General features: G+C 47.4%; 20 protein-coding genes. 9 read left to right on the top strand and 11 right to left on the bottom strand.

The genetic code is table 11. From position 1 onward, the window contains the following. Positions 1-8: 8 nt before the first annotated feature. Positions 9-431, bottom strand: coding sequence for a very short patch repair endonuclease (locus ACO0LG_RS25990; RefSeq protein WP_423008235.1), 423 nt, complete (start codon positions 429-431; stop codon positions 9-11). Positions 432-484: 53 nt separating this feature from the next. On the opposite strand from ACO0LG_RS25990, the gene ACO0LG_RS25985 reads away from it, so the two are divergent. Both ACO0LG_RS25985 and ACO0LG_RS25980 read left to right on the top strand, forming a co-directional pair. Next, on the top strand, positions 485-1,051 hold the full coding sequence (locus tag ACO0LG_RS25985; RefSeq protein ID WP_423030917.1) for a hypothetical protein: 567 nt from the start codon (positions 485-487) through the stop codon (positions 1,049-1,051). An 82-nt stretch (positions 1,052-1,133) separates the two neighbouring features. Next, positions 1,134-1,835 (top strand): hypothetical protein, encoded by a 702-nt coding sequence (locus ACO0LG_RS25980; protein WP_423030915.1) that lies wholly within the window; start codon positions 1,134-1,136, stop codon positions 1,833-1,835. A 76-nt stretch (positions 1,836-1,911) separates the two neighbouring features. Here the strand turns inward: ACO0LG_RS25980 and ACO0LG_RS25975 are convergent, their stop codons facing one another. Further along, positions 1,912-2,265 (bottom strand): helix-turn-helix domain-containing protein, encoded by a 354-nt coding sequence (locus ACO0LG_RS25975; protein WP_423030913.1) that lies wholly within the window; start codon positions 2,263-2,265, stop codon positions 1,912-1,914. Positions 2,266-2,555: 290 nt separating this feature from the next. On the opposite strand from ACO0LG_RS25975, the gene ACO0LG_RS25970 reads away from it, so the two are divergent. From ACO0LG_RS25970 to ACO0LG_RS25955, 4 genes are all read left to right on the top strand, one after another. Then, positions 2,556-3,068: a hypothetical protein gene (locus ACO0LG_RS25970; protein ID WP_423030911.1), complete on the top strand. Its 513-nt coding sequence runs from the start codon at positions 2,556-2,558 to the stop codon at positions 3,066-3,068. A gap of 97 nt (positions 3,069-3,165) precedes the next feature. Next, a complete protein-coding gene (locus tag ACO0LG_RS25965; RefSeq protein ID WP_423030910.1) occupies positions 3,166-3,408 on the top strand; it encodes a hypothetical protein in 243 nt (80 codons plus the stop codon). A 60-nt stretch (positions 3,409-3,468) separates the two neighbouring features. Continuing rightward, positions 3,469-4,098, top strand: coding sequence for an HAD family hydrolase (locus ACO0LG_RS25960; protein ID WP_423030908.1), 630 nt, complete (start codon positions 3,469-3,471; stop codon positions 4,096-4,098). A gap of 146 nt (positions 4,099-4,244) precedes the next feature. Then, entirely contained in the window at positions 4,245-4,463 is a 219-nt protein-coding gene (locus tag ACO0LG_RS25955; protein ID WP_423030906.1) for a hypothetical protein, read from the top strand. A gap of 517 nt (positions 4,464-4,980) precedes the next feature. Here ACO0LG_RS25955 and ACO0LG_RS25950 read toward each other — a convergent pair. Beyond that, positions 4,981-5,676 (bottom strand): hypothetical protein, encoded by a 696-nt coding sequence (locus tag ACO0LG_RS25950; RefSeq protein WP_423030904.1) that lies wholly within the window; start codon positions 5,674-5,676, stop codon positions 4,981-4,983. A 599-nt stretch (positions 5,677-6,275) separates the two neighbouring features. Here ACO0LG_RS25950 and ACO0LG_RS25945 point away from each other — a divergent pair. After that, positions 6,276-7,289, top strand: coding sequence for a hypothetical protein (locus tag ACO0LG_RS25945; protein WP_423030902.1), 1,014 nt, complete (start codon positions 6,276-6,278; stop codon positions 7,287-7,289). Positions 7,290-7,582: 293 nt separating this feature from the next. After that, positions 7,583-8,740: a restriction endonuclease gene (locus tag ACO0LG_RS25940; protein WP_423030900.1), complete on the top strand. Its 1,158-nt coding sequence runs from the start codon at positions 7,583-7,585 to the stop codon at positions 8,738-8,740. Positions 8,741-9,100: 360 nt separating this feature from the next. Here the strand turns inward: ACO0LG_RS25940 and ACO0LG_RS25935 are convergent, their stop codons facing one another. The 6 genes from ACO0LG_RS25935 to ACO0LG_RS25910 form a co-directional block, all read right to left on the bottom strand. Next, positions 9,101-10,483, bottom strand: coding sequence for a hypothetical protein (locus ACO0LG_RS25935; RefSeq protein ID WP_423030898.1), 1,383 nt, complete (start codon positions 10,481-10,483; stop codon positions 9,101-9,103). A 361-nt stretch (positions 10,484-10,844) separates the two neighbouring features. Further along, positions 10,845-11,831, bottom strand: coding sequence for a lipoyl synthase (gene lipA / locus ACO0LG_RS25930; RefSeq protein ID WP_423030896.1), 987 nt, complete (start codon positions 11,829-11,831; stop codon positions 10,845-10,847). A gap of 22 nt (positions 11,832-11,853) precedes the next feature. Continuing rightward, the gene (gene lipB, locus ACO0LG_RS25925) at positions 11,854-12,519 is read right to left on the bottom strand and encodes a lipoyl(octanoyl) transferase LipB (protein WP_423030894.1); all 666 of its coding nucleotides are present in this window, start codon (positions 12,517-12,519) and stop codon (positions 11,854-11,856) included. A gap of 237 nt (positions 12,520-12,756) precedes the next feature. Next, entirely contained in the window at positions 12,757-13,662 is a 906-nt protein-coding gene (locus ACO0LG_RS25920) for a PhzF family phenazine biosynthesis protein (protein WP_423030892.1), read from the bottom strand. A gap of 76 nt (positions 13,663-13,738) precedes the next feature. Beyond that, positions 13,739-14,323, bottom strand: coding sequence for a cysteine hydrolase family protein (locus ACO0LG_RS25915; protein ID WP_423030890.1), 585 nt, complete (start codon positions 14,321-14,323; stop codon positions 13,739-13,741). Beyond that, a complete protein-coding gene (locus ACO0LG_RS25910; protein ID WP_423030888.1) occupies positions 14,320-14,637 on the bottom strand; it encodes a DUF2917 domain-containing protein in 318 nt (105 codons plus the stop codon). Before ACO0LG_RS25910 ends, ACO0LG_RS25915 begins: the two co-directional genes overlap by 4 nt. Positions 14,638-14,796: 159 nt before the next feature. On the opposite strand from ACO0LG_RS25910, the gene gcvA reads away from it, so the two are divergent. Continuing rightward, positions 14,797-15,738: a transcriptional regulator GcvA gene (gcvA, locus tag ACO0LG_RS25905; RefSeq protein WP_423030886.1), complete on the top strand. Its 942-nt coding sequence runs from the start codon at positions 14,797-14,799 to the stop codon at positions 15,736-15,738. 60 nt (positions 15,739-15,798) lie between these two features. Here the strand turns inward: gcvA and ACO0LG_RS25900 are convergent, their stop codons facing one another. Together ACO0LG_RS25900 and ACO0LG_RS25895 are read right to left on the bottom strand one after the other, a co-directional pair. After that, positions 15,799-16,080 carry a DUF493 family protein gene (locus tag ACO0LG_RS25900; RefSeq protein WP_422977197.1) on the bottom strand — a complete coding sequence of 94 codons (282 nt, stop codon included), beginning with the start codon at positions 16,078-16,080 and terminating at the stop codon, positions 15,799-15,801. Positions 16,081-16,176: 96 nt separating this feature from the next. Then, positions 16,177-17,136, bottom strand: a complete 960-nt coding sequence (locus ACO0LG_RS25895; RefSeq protein WP_423030884.1) for a LysR substrate-binding domain-containing protein — start codon at positions 17,134-17,136, stop codon at positions 16,177-16,179. Positions 17,137-17,142 lie beyond the last annotated feature (6 nt).

Here is a 17,142-nt window from a genome sequence, read left to right as displayed (position 1 = left end):
GAACGAGGTCATGTCGGGCTGTTTTTTTTATCAATAAGTGGTTGAATCTGCGCAAGTAGAGCGTGTTCTGACTTCAGGTTACATTCCCAAATAGTGATTACCGTCCAACCATTGGAGAGGAGCTGTGCTTCTTGATTTGTGTCTCGGGCCCGATTTTTTTCAAGTTTATTGAGCCAGAAGTCCCTACGTGTTTCAGGTATTTTGGTCAGTGCGCACCCGTGTAGATGCCAGAAACAGCCATGTACCATGATTACAGTACGATATTTGGGTAGTACGATGTCAGGAGTGCCAGGTAGTGTTCGGTCATGCAGTCTGAATCGGAAGCCAAGTCGGTGTAGGAGTTTTCTGACCACAATTTCGGGGGCAGTATTCTTTCCCTTTATTGCCGACATATTGCGTCGGCGTTGCTCTTTTGTTAATCTGTCCACCATAGAGTAGAAATTTATGTAGCAAAGTCCTTAAACTTAAAATCTGGGAGCGTTTTATGCTTTATACCGCAGATGTAGTTATCGAACAATCGGTCAATTCATCTCTAATGGAAATGCCAGATGAAGAACGGCTGACCAGCACGGACGGCCTTGATGAGAACCATGACTATGGTCAAATTTGTGACGTGCGTATAGATGAAGCAATTGAAACAATTGCAAATGAAGCTGAACTACTTACAAGAATTGAATCCATTCCCGAAGAGGAGCAAGAGGAAGCATTGGCAGAAATTTCTGATGAACTATTTGATGATTTTGATTCGCTGATCAGACTAGATTTTGGTGTCGCAGGCTTAGTAGAGGCTTTAACAGCAATTGGTTGTGCCACGATAAGCAGTTGCAATGGCGGCGTTATGGGTGGTAGCCACGCAATGCCTCATCCATGGATCATTTTCCATGCCCCTACAAATCTCGTTGACCTATTACTTCGAGCGGCAGAAGAAGCCAATGCAGGCCTCACAAATAATGATTCGGGAATGCTGGAGGTTTATTCAGATGACATCTGGAAGTTTAATAGAATGGCCGGTCACCTTATAAAACAATACAAAGAAACTTTGCTGAATTGATTTAACAGATGTCCCAAATAAGACTGACAAGCTTGCTAAGAGTCGAGGATCGGTTGTTTGAGGCTGATTATTTTTAAGGCTTATGCGACAGCAGAAAGGACATGGAGATGAGTTTAAATACTGTCTCAACGCCTTTGTTTTTGCTGCAAGAAGTATTTCGTTTTTGTTGCAGAAAGAAATGGCACATGTGTGCGGATTTAAACAGTGGTGGGCCTGCCAGCAAGAGTCGCTTTCACACGATCGCTACGCCAGATTTTTTTTGAAACTCCGTAATTACTCCCAGAAAGAGGGCCAGATTTCAACTGTAGGAATAAAAACTGGGAACCGATGGTCTTTCCGCTTTGCGGGAAATATTGATGCAGTACCGGAAGAGTTGCTGCATCGTGACGTTGCCGATTGCTGTGTAGAGCATTTATCTAAGTTGGCTAAGATTGTATTAGCATGTGCGGAAAAATTTCTGTTTCATGTATGTCCGAAACAGGCTATCTCAATAGAAGGGGGGCAGACGCTGCAAATATCTGTCGCCGACATTGCAGAAACACTTTGTTTCGAAGCTAGTTGGATAGCTGCCGCAAAGCGAGACATCCCGCTGGATGTCCAATTGAGATTGCTTGGGGGAGTATATAGATGGGGTAAATTTTGCAAGGATAAGAAAGCTCTCACGCAAAAAGACAATGTGTCGTTTCATGGGGGCAGACACAGATACCCTTTGGACAGAGGAGCTCTCAAGAAGCTTTGTCACTCAATTGGAAGGACTTCGGAAATCCAAATAGTGGCCTTCTAATGCTGTTTAACTCACCTTAGCTGTAATGAATGAGAAATCAAAAAAAACTGATCGTGTTAGATATCAGTTTATAAATTTAAGTCTTTTGGGACAGCTTTTTACACATCTCTACAGTCCAATCACGGACCCATTCCCGGTCCTCTTCATTTAGAGCACTGAGCGAAGAGGCGATATCAATTGCCTGGTCCAGTGGGCGTGCAGAACCTGCTCGTACTAAATTATCCAGCGGCACCTTGAACAGTTCTGCCAAGTCAATTAACCGTAGCAATGGCGGTATCGTTGCTCCTCGCTCAAATCTGGAAATCGTTTCTTGCTCCACGCCAATAAGCTCTGCCACCTGCTCCTGAGTTAAACCTTTGTTCAGCCGCTGCTTGGCCAAAGCAGTGCCGATCCGCTTGGCGAATTGATTTTCCTGTCTTGCAGTAACCATTTCCACATTCCATGTCTTATAACCACATGAATAGTGGTATTTCTTGGTTTTTCTGGTAACATCACAAAATGTGGTTAAACCACAAATATTAAATATTTAATGGTTAAATCTGACGGCTATGGATGAGTCAAGCATGATGTTTTCTGCTTACGTCCCTGTGATGGATTTGAACTAGACAGGAATTGGAATGGTTGGAACCTTCAAAACGGCAGTCACGGCTGCGCTTGGAACACTTGTAGTTCCTGCCGGCAGGTTTATCCGGGATAGGAGCCATTGGTGCGCTATTTGGCATGCTGCTGTCGCGCGGTAACAGGACAAGCGGTGTTTTCACTTTCTTCATGGCGGCAGTTGTCATTTGCTTTTTGTCTATCCGACTGCTGGCAGGTATGCACAAAAAAGCCAAAGACCTCGTGGAGAGCATCAACCGGCAGTCCAATCTGAATTTCAATGCTGGAAATCTATTGGGTTATCCCAGCCCAGTATTCCTGATTTTTGACAAACAAAACCGGAAACTGGCTTTTTGCAATAGTAGCACCGAGGATTTCAAGATATATGAACTGTCGTATTTGTTAGCCTGGCGCTGTGAATGGAAGATCAAGGAAAGCATGGAATTATCAGGTCCAGGTCGACAGGTTGGCACGACGAATATACACATGCCGTCGTTTGAGCGTGTACAGCGTGCCGGTGACTTTGCACTGATCTTGGAAGTCGCAGATGAAAGCAGTCCTGTCATCAAATTTTACATGAGCGAGAGAGCAGCCAAAGAATGGTGCGCAAAACTGAACGCCATCGTCAGCGGTTAACTGATGTGGCGTGTGCCAATCATGCTCTCTGACAAAAACAATACTTATCACTATATCCCATGGTTTTTTCAAGACCAGGATACGACTTAAAGAAATTATGCATTCGGTTCAAGAATTACAGCACGGCGCAATTATGCTGCGCGCACAATGTTTAGAGACAGTCACCAAATTCGCTTCAAACAATCCAGGCATCCCAGCCCAGGCCGTTGCCATTGGCCTGGGTGAGCTACTTATTCAATTCTCTGTCTCACAACTGGGACAGGAGCATACGCATCATCTGCTGTCGTCACTGCAAGAAGCCGTGCTCCTGTTCGGTGATAAAATCATGGAGCCGCATTAAGCAGATTAAGCAGACCAGCGGTAGCTGCCCAACAATCTGCACGAACGATGCAACTACACAATGAATAGCCAAACCAAGGCCAAAGGGATTATCGCTTTAGATGCAGATGGTGTGCTTCTCGACTATCATGCTTCCTATGCATTGGCATGGCAAAAAGCGTTTGGAGTACTGCCATCGATCAAAGATCCATTTGCCTACTGGCCCATAGATCGATGGGATGTTCAGAGATTGAGCGGGGACGAACTAGAACGGTTTCGTCAGTGCTTTGATGAAGAATTCTGGTCCACCATTCCAGCATTGCCAGGTGCACTGGACGCTTGCCATTTGCTCAAGGACACCGGTTATGACCTGGTGTGTGTAAGCGCACTGAAGCAGGCGTACAAGATTTCCAGGCTACAGAATATCCGTGGCCATGGATTTCCAATTGACGACGTGGTCGCGACTGAACACAGTGATACAGACACCAGCCCAAAAGCCAAGGCACTCAGCGACTTAAAACCTGTTGCATTTGTTGATGACTACCTGCCTTACTTCCGTGGCGTGCCAGCCGATATACACATGGCACTCATTACCAGGGAACCTAATGGGACTCCAAATCTTGGAGGTGAGTTGAAAAATGTGTCGTCATCACATTTGAACTTGCTAGAGTTTGCAAAATGGTGGATACGTTGTGCGCCGGATATAAAGTGAATCATTAATATCTGGGATTTGAGGCCAAAATGTAAATGGCGCGCATCAGTGGTCCGTTCTTACTCCAATGTCTCCAGAGGGAAGCGTACGCTCGCGATTCCTAGCGCAAACGGCGGGATTGCATATCATTTAGGGAAAGTTGATGCATGAGCACGGCAATTGATGCGTTTATCATCGGGGATTTTGCTCAGCTCCGACTGATTGCATGGAATCGTGATCCCCACGATGCAATCACCGGTGAGGAGGCGTTTGGTCTCTACGAGCGAACTTGGCGCTTTGTTGATGAAAGTGCCATGCTCCCCCATGAGCGTGCTCTGGTTGATCGACTGACACGTGAATACGGTCATTGCATCCTGCATGTTTGACCATCTTCATTATTAAGCATCGCCGAGTTTCTCGCTTTTCTCGAATTAGCTGTGCAGCGCCACAGATTTATCCTGTACCCAGACTAGGCCACCCGGTTTAAAGCCTAGTAAGGCTATGCCCAGCTTCATCAAACGTCCAAGTAAGAGATTGCACTCACTTGTACGCGGATCAAAACCAGCCCAAGATGATTATGCTCCGATGTATCCAGGTGCCCAATTAGCCTCCATCTAGAAGGCATCTACAAGGCATAGGTGATACAAAGCTAAAAATAGGATCGTGCCGAGTTATTTTTGAATGTTTTGTAGGAGTTGCATCTTAACGCTGCTTTTATCAAACAAATACAGTTCAATCCCTCATTACTTATGGTGCAGATAAAGCATGTAACTGCACTGCCTCATTCAGGACTGGAATTTATTTTCCTTGTAAAGTTTTGAAGCGAGCCGCAAGTGGCTTTTTCATGTGACTGAGTAGTTTTATTTATGCGAATATGCTGCTAGCAAATCAGATCAAGGAACATTAGCCCGCAGTCTTGATTGCGAACTCGTTTTCCATGAATGTATTTGCTCCACGCATAGCACTTTCCATCATTGCTAGCGATACTTTCTGCGCTCCAATAATCTGGCCTAATGTTCCTTTCAGGTTATTGGTCAGCAAAAGTAGGCTATTTTTCTGTTTTTTTGAAACTGCTTTTTCTTCGTACAATGAGAGTGAAATTTGGTGTGCGAGGATGAACATTTCTTTCGAAAGGGTAATTCCATATTCGATAATAGAAGAGTTGGACAATCCTTCGAGTTTCATTTCTCTAAGATCACAATTAAGTTCAATAGTCTTGGCGAAATAGCGTCGTAATGCCCAGACCAAGTCATTTAAACTATAGTCGGATGCAGGAATGGCTGTGCAATCCAGCATGTAACCACCTGAATTTTTACAAAGTAATGCGGGTAGCACTTGATCGCTGAAATGATTTACGAGAGCCAATAAATCTGAGACACCAAGATTATCGTCTGTAATTTTGGACTCCCATCTTTTTGCACTGTATATGCCAATGGACAAAGCCAATGCAGTATAGCCTCCTTGGGATGCCACATTGCTTGTCAGCCGCAAACGTATGGCCTTGGTGCAATCCATTGATTTCAAGTAATCGGGAATATTAACTTCTTTCAATGCCGTGGTACTTGTAAGTAGTTTGATTTGGTTCAAAGCGCCGTTCATATATTTTCCGTTCGACTAAATTAATATTTGCATCATCGTTGACCTATCGCCCATTTCAAGAAAATCACGCACTGCCAGTGAGAAATTCATTTTGTATATCCAAACTTATGCAATTAAATAAATTGGGCAAAGGTATTTGGGTGGAATGCCAATACATATACTCCTTTTGGAAGACTTATCAAATACCGTAGAAGAAGGGCTTATTGTTGCCATACAAAACCAAATTGCATCCATCGTCACACGAAGACGTATCAAAGGTCTGCACAATCCCACGACCCCAAAATTCTTCAGTACTCTAAAGTATTTGGTAGTGATTATATTTTCCTGGAATCGGAAAGCTGGGCACGTTGCCAGTCGTAGTAAGTCATTGCTAAAAATAAAAATACTCGTTGCATATCACTAATTACCACAGTAAAATTGGCTTGTTACGTTGCGACATTCCAGCTGCGCGAGCTTTTAAAGTTCGTATGGTGAAAAGGCAATTTCACTTCAAATTCATCGACAATTTCTTTAGTACGGACAGACATATCAAGGGAGCGAGCAGTAGCGCCACTTGTGTTCAATGTCTAAACGTGCTCTCTCAAAAGGAATTAGTCATCATGCTACCCAAAATTCAATCTGAAGCTCAAGTCTTAAAAAAAATCCTTGCATCTGAATACGATTGTCAGATATCTCATGATACGGCTTTAAATATTGCCGCAAGAATGAAGAATATAGACGAATATCGACTCGCAAAAAACCTCTTAGAAAAAATTTCACAACAAATTTTTTGTAATGATGTCGCACATGTTACTAACAGTGCTGGCGAAGTCGCAGGTGAAGACGAAATATGCTGTTTAATCAGATATATCTTGAACTTACGGTTTAAACCGAAGACAGTGTTTTCTATAGAAGCACGAGCATACTATTCAACATTGCAAAATAAGAATCCGCCTAGATGTACAGTCCTCAAGGCAAGTTCATTTGATCAGGTAGACATCTGGAATCCAGATGAACCGTATTTATGCAAAGCGTATGGTCTTCCCTTAAATAGATTCAATGTTTTCGATGAAGTGTTTATTGCCGACGTGAATAGACTGAAAGAACCAGATAAAAAAATCTTGAAACATTATCTGGAATCAGGATTCAAGACTGGGGTAATTGCTGCTGGCACAGACTTTCACTTCGGATCACTAATACAGGACAAAACTAAATTTTCAACCATGCATCATTTGGCAATAGGTCAAAGTTATAGAAGTAAGCCAAATCAAGTGGTGGATGCTATAAGTGCCCTGCGCTTCAATACTCCTGAAGCGCCGATACTTTGCTGGCTCTCGATGACAAGTCGACATGGCGATAACGTCCAAGCATTTTCTCACATCAAAACATCCGACTATCAAATTCCTGTGGACGATGTCGGCTTCGTAAATTCCCAATACGATAGAAATTTTTACTTACCAATCATTAAAATTCTACGTGACATGCAAGTACCCATGATTTTGGTGCCGCATATGACATCATTCGATATGTTTACAAAATTTGATAGCGCCATGACGGTTGGTATGATCCGTCGACGCCATTTAATAATAAACAGCCTTTTGCACCAGTTAGATAATTTGGGTTATATAGGTTAACGCGTGCTGACATGCTGTCTTGACGATTTAAAAAAATAGATGATAGCGAATTGAATGAAACGAGGTGCCAACTTGGCATAATTCTTTACACTACCCGAAACAGATCAATGAAGCCAGCAATTTATGAATGCTTCAATTGAGTGAGCTTACCAAGGCAATGAGTGTGGAAATCAGCGCGCTTTGCCATTTGGAGGTCTCGGGGAAAAGTATGATTTTATGACAGTGGCGTATGCTCTGATGTCGAAGAGACACATTGCTATTTTACGTATCTGCGGTAGAAAGAGTGGACCAAAATGATTGTCAATGAACCTGACCTTTGTGATTTGAACGTTGATGAAGTGTATGGCGGATCCCGTAACGGTAATGCATCAGATGACCCACTTCCGCGATTGTTAAGTGTCGATAACGGCGCTGGATTCCGCCACTTGGGGAAGAGACCAGAAGTCAGGACACTTAAACTGCTTGCTTTGAAGACAAATTTTTCAGATATTAACTGGCCAGATTCTCTGGATCGTGAAAGCGGAATTTTTATTTATTACGGCGATAAACGAAGCCCTGGTGATTTGCACCAGACTCCCAGGCAGGGTAATTTAATGCTCCGCAATCTTTTTGACGAAGCGCACAATCATAGTAAAAGTGAGCATTTCCCTCCCATCTTATTATTCGGAAATACAGGCATTTATAGAGATCTTCGTTTTTTGGGGCTGGCCGTTCCGGGAGCTGAAAATTTAGGAAGTGATGATGACTTGGTGGCGGTTTGGCGGACAACTGAGGATGATATTCGATTTCAAAACTATAAAGCCACTTTCACTGTGTTAGATGTCCCAGTTATATCTCGTGCATGGATTCAAGATATGCAAGCGGGTAATGCTGTTGGATCTGCGCATGCACCTAAGCCATGGCTTGACTGGGTGAGCGGGCGGAAATTCTCACCGTTACGCTCTCAACCTACAAAAAATATTCGTTCGAAATCGCAGCAACTTCCCGACACTGATGAGCTACGCGCTTACGTTAAACTTGTCTACACCTTTTATAAGGATGATCCATATTTGTTTGAGCGGTGTGCGATGGAACTTGCCAAGCTATTTCTGGTTAACATCCGTGAATACGAAATCACCAGACCTTGGCGCGATGGAGGACGAGATGCAATTGGATTGTATCGTATTGGACACGGCGCGGGCGCTATAGACGTTGAATTTGCGATGGAGGCAAAGTGCTACGGAACGAACGTAGCCGTCGGAGTGAAAGCATTATCTCGACTTATTTCACGGCTCAGGCACCGCCAGTTTGGTATTTTAGTTACAACTTCTTATCTCGACTCCCAGGCATATCAGGAACTTGTACAAGATGGTCATCCCGTTGTTATCATTTCGGGTGGTGACTTGGCCCTTAAGCTAAAAAGGAAATTCGGGAGTCTGGACAAAGTCAGAATCTGGTTAGAGCGTATCTGATCGTTTTGTGCAAGATCGAATATGCTTTTATGGTAATCATGTTACCGGGAGTTGCACGATCCCAGGGCGAGATGCGTAGTTGCTCGCATGTGATAGGAGAAGCATAAGTAGCTATTCACGGAGACGATATTGTCGTCAGTTCTCTAGAGAAGTGTGCGATTATTTTTTTATGGTGATATCCACACTATAAAAAAATTACACTGAATGAAATCGAAACTATTTGCCACTGTCCAATCGTGTTTATGATCGAGAGGAAAGAGTATCAATAGTTACTTGAAGTACATATGATCCCGTGACGGTTGTAATGGCAACGACAGTCACTATTACGAAATTCGCTACGATGGAAAATAGTTATGAGTGTCAATCGACGTCGGGGCGGAAAATCCAATTAACAAGATCAGCAATATTGGTTTCCTCTAACTCAGGACGGGCAAGATAGTCATTTGCCACGCAGGATAAAGTTTCAAATATTTCTTCAACGTTTTTGCCATTCGTTGCGTAGAGCTTTATGTACAATGGAGTAGACTCAACAATTGCTAAGCTAATGTGCTCATTCTGATTTTTGATGGCGAAGACAGCGACCCGGAGAGGACGTGACGTGTTTGTGCCATTTTCAATAAATAATTTTGAGTCGATAACACCATCTTCATCACACAGCATGAGGATAGGTACTGTCCAGCCGTCTTCTTCGCTTTCCGTCAACAGTTCGATGTTTAGCTGATTCAACTCAGAGAGCTGCATAATCACTGGTTTTAAAAAGTTGGGGACTGGCCAGCGTTGCGATGGATCTCTATTGATGAGCACAGAAAAATCCACTGATCGAATTCTTTGTTCTGACCCTGGTTGACCAACTGCAGCCGCTTGAACAGGAGGCGCTGCGCCAGCATACTTATTGCCGGTGCTGTCATTATTGACAAGCGATTTATCCTTCCAGATGGATTTCTTCGTGAGGTCCGGAAAGCGTGGCTCCATGCGGATAGATTTTGTCTTACTTGCCAAGCTATTTGATCCGTCGCGTTCTTCGAGACTTTGAGTTTGTGCTTCCTTCGCAGATTTGAGGGAACGCTCTTTGGTGCTGCCAGAGCCTGGTCTGCCAATCTCACCGTTGCTGGTACTCGTCTTGTACTTCTCGTAGCGTAGTGATTTGAATGGAAATGCGTGAGAACAGGAGCGCAAGCTGTAGACAATGAATGTCGCACGCGCCTTGTCTGCAAATGAAAGCCATTTGCCAGCTGCGATCAATGTCGTTGTTCCTTCAAAAGGAAATAAGCCTTGGGGATAGATCGATTGTCGCGTGACCGAACTGGTAAGCATGGAGGCTCCTATCAGGAGTGCCGCTTGCCAAGCTGTGGTGTCCAAGTGCAAGCGTCCGATATCTGCTGCGGATGCCCCAGATATGTGTTCCGCAAGTTGCAATGATAAGCGCCCGTTAATTTTGTTCAGTGAGGCTTTGATATAGAGGGATGTTCGATTCAGCGGTGGCAGGAACAATGCTGTGATCAGATTGCTGGATGAGCCGAAATAAAATCGGATCAATTCCATGCAGGGAATGATCATTCGCCGATTGCCTGAAAGATTGGCCATCACGCAATAGGACTGAGTGCAATTCATGTGCCACGGATGCTCAGACAGCGGCAGTAAAAAACCCTGATCATTGAGATTTAATCCAGCCTTGATCAGGTGCGCTGATTCCCTGTTAATTTCAATGTCTTGGAATTCTTCCAGCTCATAGTCGGGTTGCACTATCAGTCGGCCATTCAGCCAAAGATCACCGATCCTTAAACGTGGCAGGGTGCCAACGGAAATCCAGACTTTCTTTTGAAACCTGGCAGGTGAGGTTGATTGAGGGGAAAGCTGGATTGTCAGATCGTCGGGAAAACGGTCGTCTTGAACTCTTGAAAGGTGAACAAGGACAGAAGGCTGTGTTCGGCGAAGTAAGCGGTTCGGGAAGATTACTTCCCCGAACCAGTCAATTCGCCAAATTCTTTCATCCTTTGGAAAGGCTGAAATAGGTGGTAAGTTATTGATATCTATAATGTTATTGTAAAAATTTGGACTGTTACATTATTGACTTATCTCGTCAGTATCTGATTTGTCTCGCCAATTACTGATTTCTAACATCCGTCCCCACCCCATGCGCCTGCTGATCTGCATGGTAACTTGACCTCACCATGGCGCCAACGGCGGCATGGGCGAAGCCCATTTTGTAGGCTTCTTCTTCATACATCTTGAAGACGTCTGGGTGGACATAGCGGCGCACTGGCAAGTGGTGACCACTTGGGGCCAGGTATTGGCCTATGGTCAGCATGTCGACGTTGTGGGCGCGCATGTCGCGCATGACTTGCAGGACTTCTTCATCGGTTTCACCGAGGCCCACCATGATGCCGGATTTGGTTGGGGTGTTCGGGTGTTGTTCCTTGAAGCGTTTCAGCAGGTTCAGGGAATATTCATAGTCAGAACCCGGGCGCGCTTCCTTGTACAAACGTGGCGCGGTTTCGAGGTTGTGGTTCATGACATCTGGTGGTGCCATGTTCAAAATTTCGAGCGCGCGGTCCATGCGGCCACGGAAATCCGGTGTCAGGATTTCTATGCGTGTCATTGGGGATAATTCACGGACGCGGGTAATGCATTCGGCAAAGTGGGCTGCTCCGCCATCGCGCAAATCGTCGCGATCCACGGAGGTGATGACGACATAGCTGAGCTTCAGCGCAGCAATGGTTTTTGCCAGATTGGCTGGCTCATCAACATCGAGTGGGTCTGGGCGGCCATGACCGACGTCGCAGAATGGGCAGCGGCGGGTGCATTTGTCGCCCATGATCATGAAGGTGGCCGTGCCTTTGCCAAAGCATTCGCCTATGTTGGGGCAGGATGCTTCTTCGCAGACTGTCACCAGCTTGTTGGCGCGCAGGATGTCCTTGATTTCATAAAAGCGGGTGGTCGGTGAACCGGCCTTGACGCGTATCCAGTCTGGCTTGGGCAATCTTTCCATCGGGATGATCTTGATGGGGATGCGCGCAGTCTTGCTTGCCCCTTTTTGTTTCTCGGTGGGATCGTAAGCGGCGGTGGCGACGGGTGTGTTTTCGGTTGTCATGGTATGAAGCGATGTCGAAAAATCAGGGGACAGTCAAAAGATCTTGCAAATTTTGTGCGAGCGCGTTCTGGACTTGGGCTAGCGGCATGGTCACGCCCAGGGTTTTCATGTCCACGGTGGCAAGACCAGCATAGCCACAGGGGTTAATCCAGGAAAACGGTGTCAAATCCATATCTACATTCAGTGATAGGCCATGATAGGTGCAGCCGTTGCCGCGCACTTTCAAGCCCAGGGCGGCGACTTTGGCGCCTTGCCACTGGCCGTTGCTGACATAGATGCCGGGCGCGCCTTCTTTGCGTTCACCAGCAAGATTATACGCTGCCAGGGTGTTGATGACTGCCTGTTCTATCTTGTTGACGAATTCGCGGGCGAATAAACGGGCTTTGGGATGGCTGCGGCGCAAGTCTATTAACAGGTAGATCACGACTTGGCCAGGGCCGTGGTAGGTCACTTCACCGCCACGGTCAGTCTGCACTACCGGGATGTCATGGGCGGCCAGCACATGTGACAGGTCAGCGCCCAGGCCCAGGGTATACACGGGTGGGTGCTCCACGATCCAGAATTCATTTTGGGTATGCTCGTCGCGGGCATCAGTGAAAGCGCGCATGGCGTCGAAAGTGAGCTGATAGGGCTCAATACCGCGATGGATGATGCGGGGTGTGACGTTGGGGGAGAGGGCAGCTTGCATAGGCTGCTAGTGTAACATTTTGTCGGGGCGGGGTCTTTGCTTGTGTAAATGATATGTTAGATGATTAAGTGATGAGTTTATGGCGGTGGAAAGAATCGTGGGTGGGGACATGACGTAGGTTGGGCTACGTTTTACCAGCCCAACACTGGACCTTTAATAAACGAATACGTCATTGATAGGCTGAGTGTTGGGCTGGTAAGGCGTAGCCCAACCTACAACACATTGTGGCCTGCCCTATCAAAACCTGACCGCCATGGTCTTCTCTACCCTGGCTCTGCCACCTACCATGAGGCTGGGTATTTGCCCTTGCTGTATGTCCAGCTCAACCTTGATCAGGCTGGGGGAGGCGGGTTCCATGAGTACACCTTGTTCTATGTGCAAGGTGGGGCCGGGGATGTTGTATTGGGTATAGAGCAAGCAGGCCAGGGGTCCTGCGGCGGTACCGGTGGCGGCTTCTTCGCCTATGCCGTAGCGTGGGGCGAACATGCGGGTGCTGGCGGCATGGCCAGTATTTTGCACATCGAGGGTGAAGGGGTAGAAGCCGACGAGGTCGAGTTCTTCGCTGATGTTGCCGATTTCTTCATGGTCGGGCTGGATATTTGCCAGGCATTCGCGGCCTATGATGGGGATGGCGAGGAAGGCATTGCCGGTATTGACGATGGTGGGCAGGCGGTCACGCAGCAGGTCATGCTCTGTCAGGCCCATGCTTTGCAAGATGCGGGCATATAGGCCGGCATAGCCGGCGCCGTTGCTGTCATCGGCAGAAATGCTTTGATAACGCGGCGTGCTTTGTTGCATGAAGGCGAGTTCACCCTTGATGAGGATGTCGCGGTTACCGTCTATGGTTTGCTTGCTGCACATGCCGTCGCCGACTTTGCCTAATTCGCGCAAAAGTGAAAATGTGGCGACTGTGGCGTGGCCGCAGTGGGCAATCTGGCGGTTCGGGGTGAAAAATTCCAGTTTGTAGGTGGCGCAGTCTGAGCTGGAGACGAAGGCAGTTTCAGATAAACCTACGGCGCGGGCGATCTGCAGTTTTTGCTGGGAGGTGTAAGTGTCGGCATTCAAGACAACTCCTGCCGGATTGCCGCCTTCGTTCTGTTGGGTAAATGCGTGAACGATATGCACTTCTACTGGCTCGCCCATGTCCATTCCTGAATTTGTTGGAATGGACATTATAGGAGTTTAATCCCCTGACTTGCCAGTTGGATTTCTAGAGGCCTTACTTGGTATGTGCTGCAATCACGTCAGAAGTATTCTTGACGACGCAAAATTCATTGTGCAGGCTGGCCAGGTGGATGCGGTGGATTTCTTCTGCCGCGATCAATTCACCATTCACACCGGGCCGGTCAAAGGTGGCGCAGGCATCGGCCACCAGCTGCACGCTAAAGCCGAGGTTGCCCGCCATGCGGGTGGTGGTTGATACGCAGTGGTCTGTAGTCAAACCAGCAATGACGAGTTGCTTGATTCCCTTCGCTTGCAGCCAGGCTTCAAGCTCAGTGCCGATGAAACCGCTGTTCACTTTCTTGGTGAAGAGAGTTTCACCTGGCAATGGACGTGCCAGGGCTTTGAATTCAAAACCCTCTTGCCCGGCACGCAAAGGCGAATCCGGTTCTTGTGACTGATGGCGTACATGGACTACAGGCTGCTCTTGCTCACGCCAGTGTTGCAGCAGGGCGGCCATATATTGCTCGGCCGCCGGATTATTGCGCTGCCCCCACTTGGGATGATCAAAGCCTTGTTGTACGTCAATCAAGATCAGTGCAGTCTGTGCCATATTCACCCCGGTGCCGCTTTTAGTATTCAAGCAAATGCCTGGCTCAATTTACGTGTCAGTTTTTGCAGATAGCTGGTGTCTGCCATGGTTTTCACGGTGATCACGTTTGATACAGCGGACAATTCGATCAGGCTGGCTTGATTTTCAGCTTCGATTACGACGAATTGATTGGCTGGTATGACCATGGATTCGCCAGTGCTGAGCCAGTAATCATCTACCTGACCAGCAACTGTCAACCAGACGCGGCCGCATGCCACTTCAATCTTGCGGGCGTGTTCAGCTGAGCCAGACAATGTGCCACCGGCGGCGATCATGTATGATGGGTTTGCGAAATTATTTGTCATTTCCTTACTCCTGATAATTTACTGCTAAAGTGGCAATGCATTACTAAACAGAGAGAGAAATTTCACTTTGTTGCACTGCGATGAAAGCATTGTAGTCTTGCATCACCAGAAAATAAAACGAGTAATTTTTGAATGTCTTGCTAATTATTCTCACATGATATGGATTTTCGTCGACTTCCCAATTTAGCTGCCCTGCGCGCCTTTGAAGCAGCGGCGCGCCACCAGAATTTTTCCAGAGCGGCGCAAGAAATCCACCTGACCCATGGGGCGATCAGCCATCAGGTAAGGGCGCTGGAAGAGGAATTGGGTGTGCCCTTATTCATCCGCCATGGCAAACGAATCAGCATTACGGCAGATGGCGAGCAGTTTGCTGCCACCATCAGAAAAGCCTTGATGGAGCTGGGTGATGCCGCTGATTTGCTAAAAAAACGCAATAAGCAAAAGCGCCTGGGTATCACCGCTTTGCCATCGTTTGCGGCGCGCTGGTTATCACCACGACTGGGGCGGTTCATTGAGCAATACCCTGATCTGGAAGTCAGCCTGCAATCGAGTAGCCATTTGTCTGACTACAATATGGAATCAATCGATATAGGAATACGCTTTGGGCTTGGCAATTATCCCGGCATGATCAGTGAATTATTGATGGGCGATTATTATTACCCGGTCGCCAGCCCATATTTTCATGGTGGACAATTACCGCAGACACCGGCAGAGCTGGCCAGCATGCAGTTATTGCGCTGCGATGGCGAGCCATGGCAACCGTGGTTCAAAGCCGCTGGTCTGGATAATGACGAGCCTACGGGGGGGCTGGTTTTCCAGGATTCATCAATGCTGGCGCGTGCGGCGGTAGATGGGCAGGGTATAGCTCTGGGGCGGCATATCATCGTGCAGCCAGATATCAAGGCAGGGCTGTTACAGCGCCTGTTCAATATTGACATTCCTTGTGAGGTTGCTTACTACCTGGTGTATCCGCCAGATGCACTGGCCAAGCCGCAGGTCAAGGCTTTCAGAGAATGGTTGCTGGCGGAAATTGCTGAAGAAAAAAAACTGATGAATATGGCGGGGCCATTGAACTCGGCTTTGAGCTCACAATTTGACTGAATGCTTTACCTGAACGGCCATGGCTATCAGGTAAAGCTTCAAGGTATGACTATTTACGACTCACAATACGAATTTAACCATAGGGTGCGACGACAGCGCACGGTACAGATTGTCCAGCTGCTCACGGCTGGTTGCCAATACTGTCACCGTCACCGAGATGTAGGCACCTTTGCTGGACGGGCGCATTTCTACCTTGCCCGCATGAAAGGTCGGGTCAAACGAAGTCACAACTTCCACCATGGTCTGGGTGAACTCGTCATGCATAGGTCCCATGACCTTGATGGGAAATTCACTAGGATATTCAATCAGACTTTCTTCGGGGGGGATGGGTCTCATTTCCATAATGTTTCCAAATCTCAAAATAACTTAATGTCAGTATATGGGGTCTTGCGACTGAATTCCAATACCATTGCTTGCTGCTTTCAACCTCGCGTGGGTTCAGGCATAAAAGCTGGTCAGAGATGCCAGGGGAACATGCAGAGACTCGGTCTGCGCCAGCTCTTCCAGTAAAAAATCCACCGTTGCCTTGACGCGCGGTGCAATCAGTGCGCGGTGTGGATACTGCAATACCATCTGCCTGTTGCCCTCTTCATGAAAAGTACCCAGCACAATCTTGAGCTTGTTATCGCGTAAATAACGCCATGCGTGATGGACTGCTACCTGGGCAATGCCCAGACCCATGACAGCCGCTTGCACTGCAGATTCAGGTGCTGACACCATCAGAGCAGGTTCACGCGGGTAAGGACGGTTGATCTCACCTTGCCTTAGCTTCAGGTTCCAGGTCGTCATTTTGCCATTCAAAAAACGCACGGCTACTTGCTTGTGCTGGTCGAGGTCACTGATCTGCTGAGGCACGCCATATTGCTCCAGGTAAGAGGGCGCAGCCGCCAGAACGGTGTACAGAGGGCAGACTGTACGTGAAATGATGCTGGAATCTTCTATCATGCCCCCACGCAAAGCCAGGTCATAGCCATCACGTACCAGGTCTATGCAGTGGTCATCAAAATCGATTGCCAGCCGTAAGCCGGGATGGCGTTGCTGCAATTTGGGTAGCAAGGGCATGAGGTAATGCTGGCCAAAGGCATTGCCGGTCGATATCCTGACCTGGCCTACCACCTCTGCATACTGGCGACTGACGCTGTCCACTGCATGATCAAGTGCATCAATCGCTGCACGCGCGTTTTCCAGAAAAGTCTGGCCTTCACCTGTCAATTGCAGCGAACGGGTGCTGCGGTTCATCAAACGCACGCCCAGGGTTTGCTCCAGCCCTGCCACGTTCTTGCTGACTGCCGCTGCTGAAATATGCAATGCCCTGGCGGCTGCCGCAAAGCTGCCACGGTCTGCTGCCTGTATGAAAGACAGCATCGCTGGCACACGTTGAGATGCATCGAGCTTCATATTCGT

Origin of the sequence: Undibacterium sp. Ji42W (genome assembly GCF_049340405.1) — a bacterium.
Taxonomy (GTDB): domain Bacteria; phylum Pseudomonadota; class Gammaproteobacteria; order Burkholderiales; family Burkholderiaceae_D; genus Undibacterium.
This window is presented reverse-complemented; position numbering and strand designations above follow the sequence as displayed.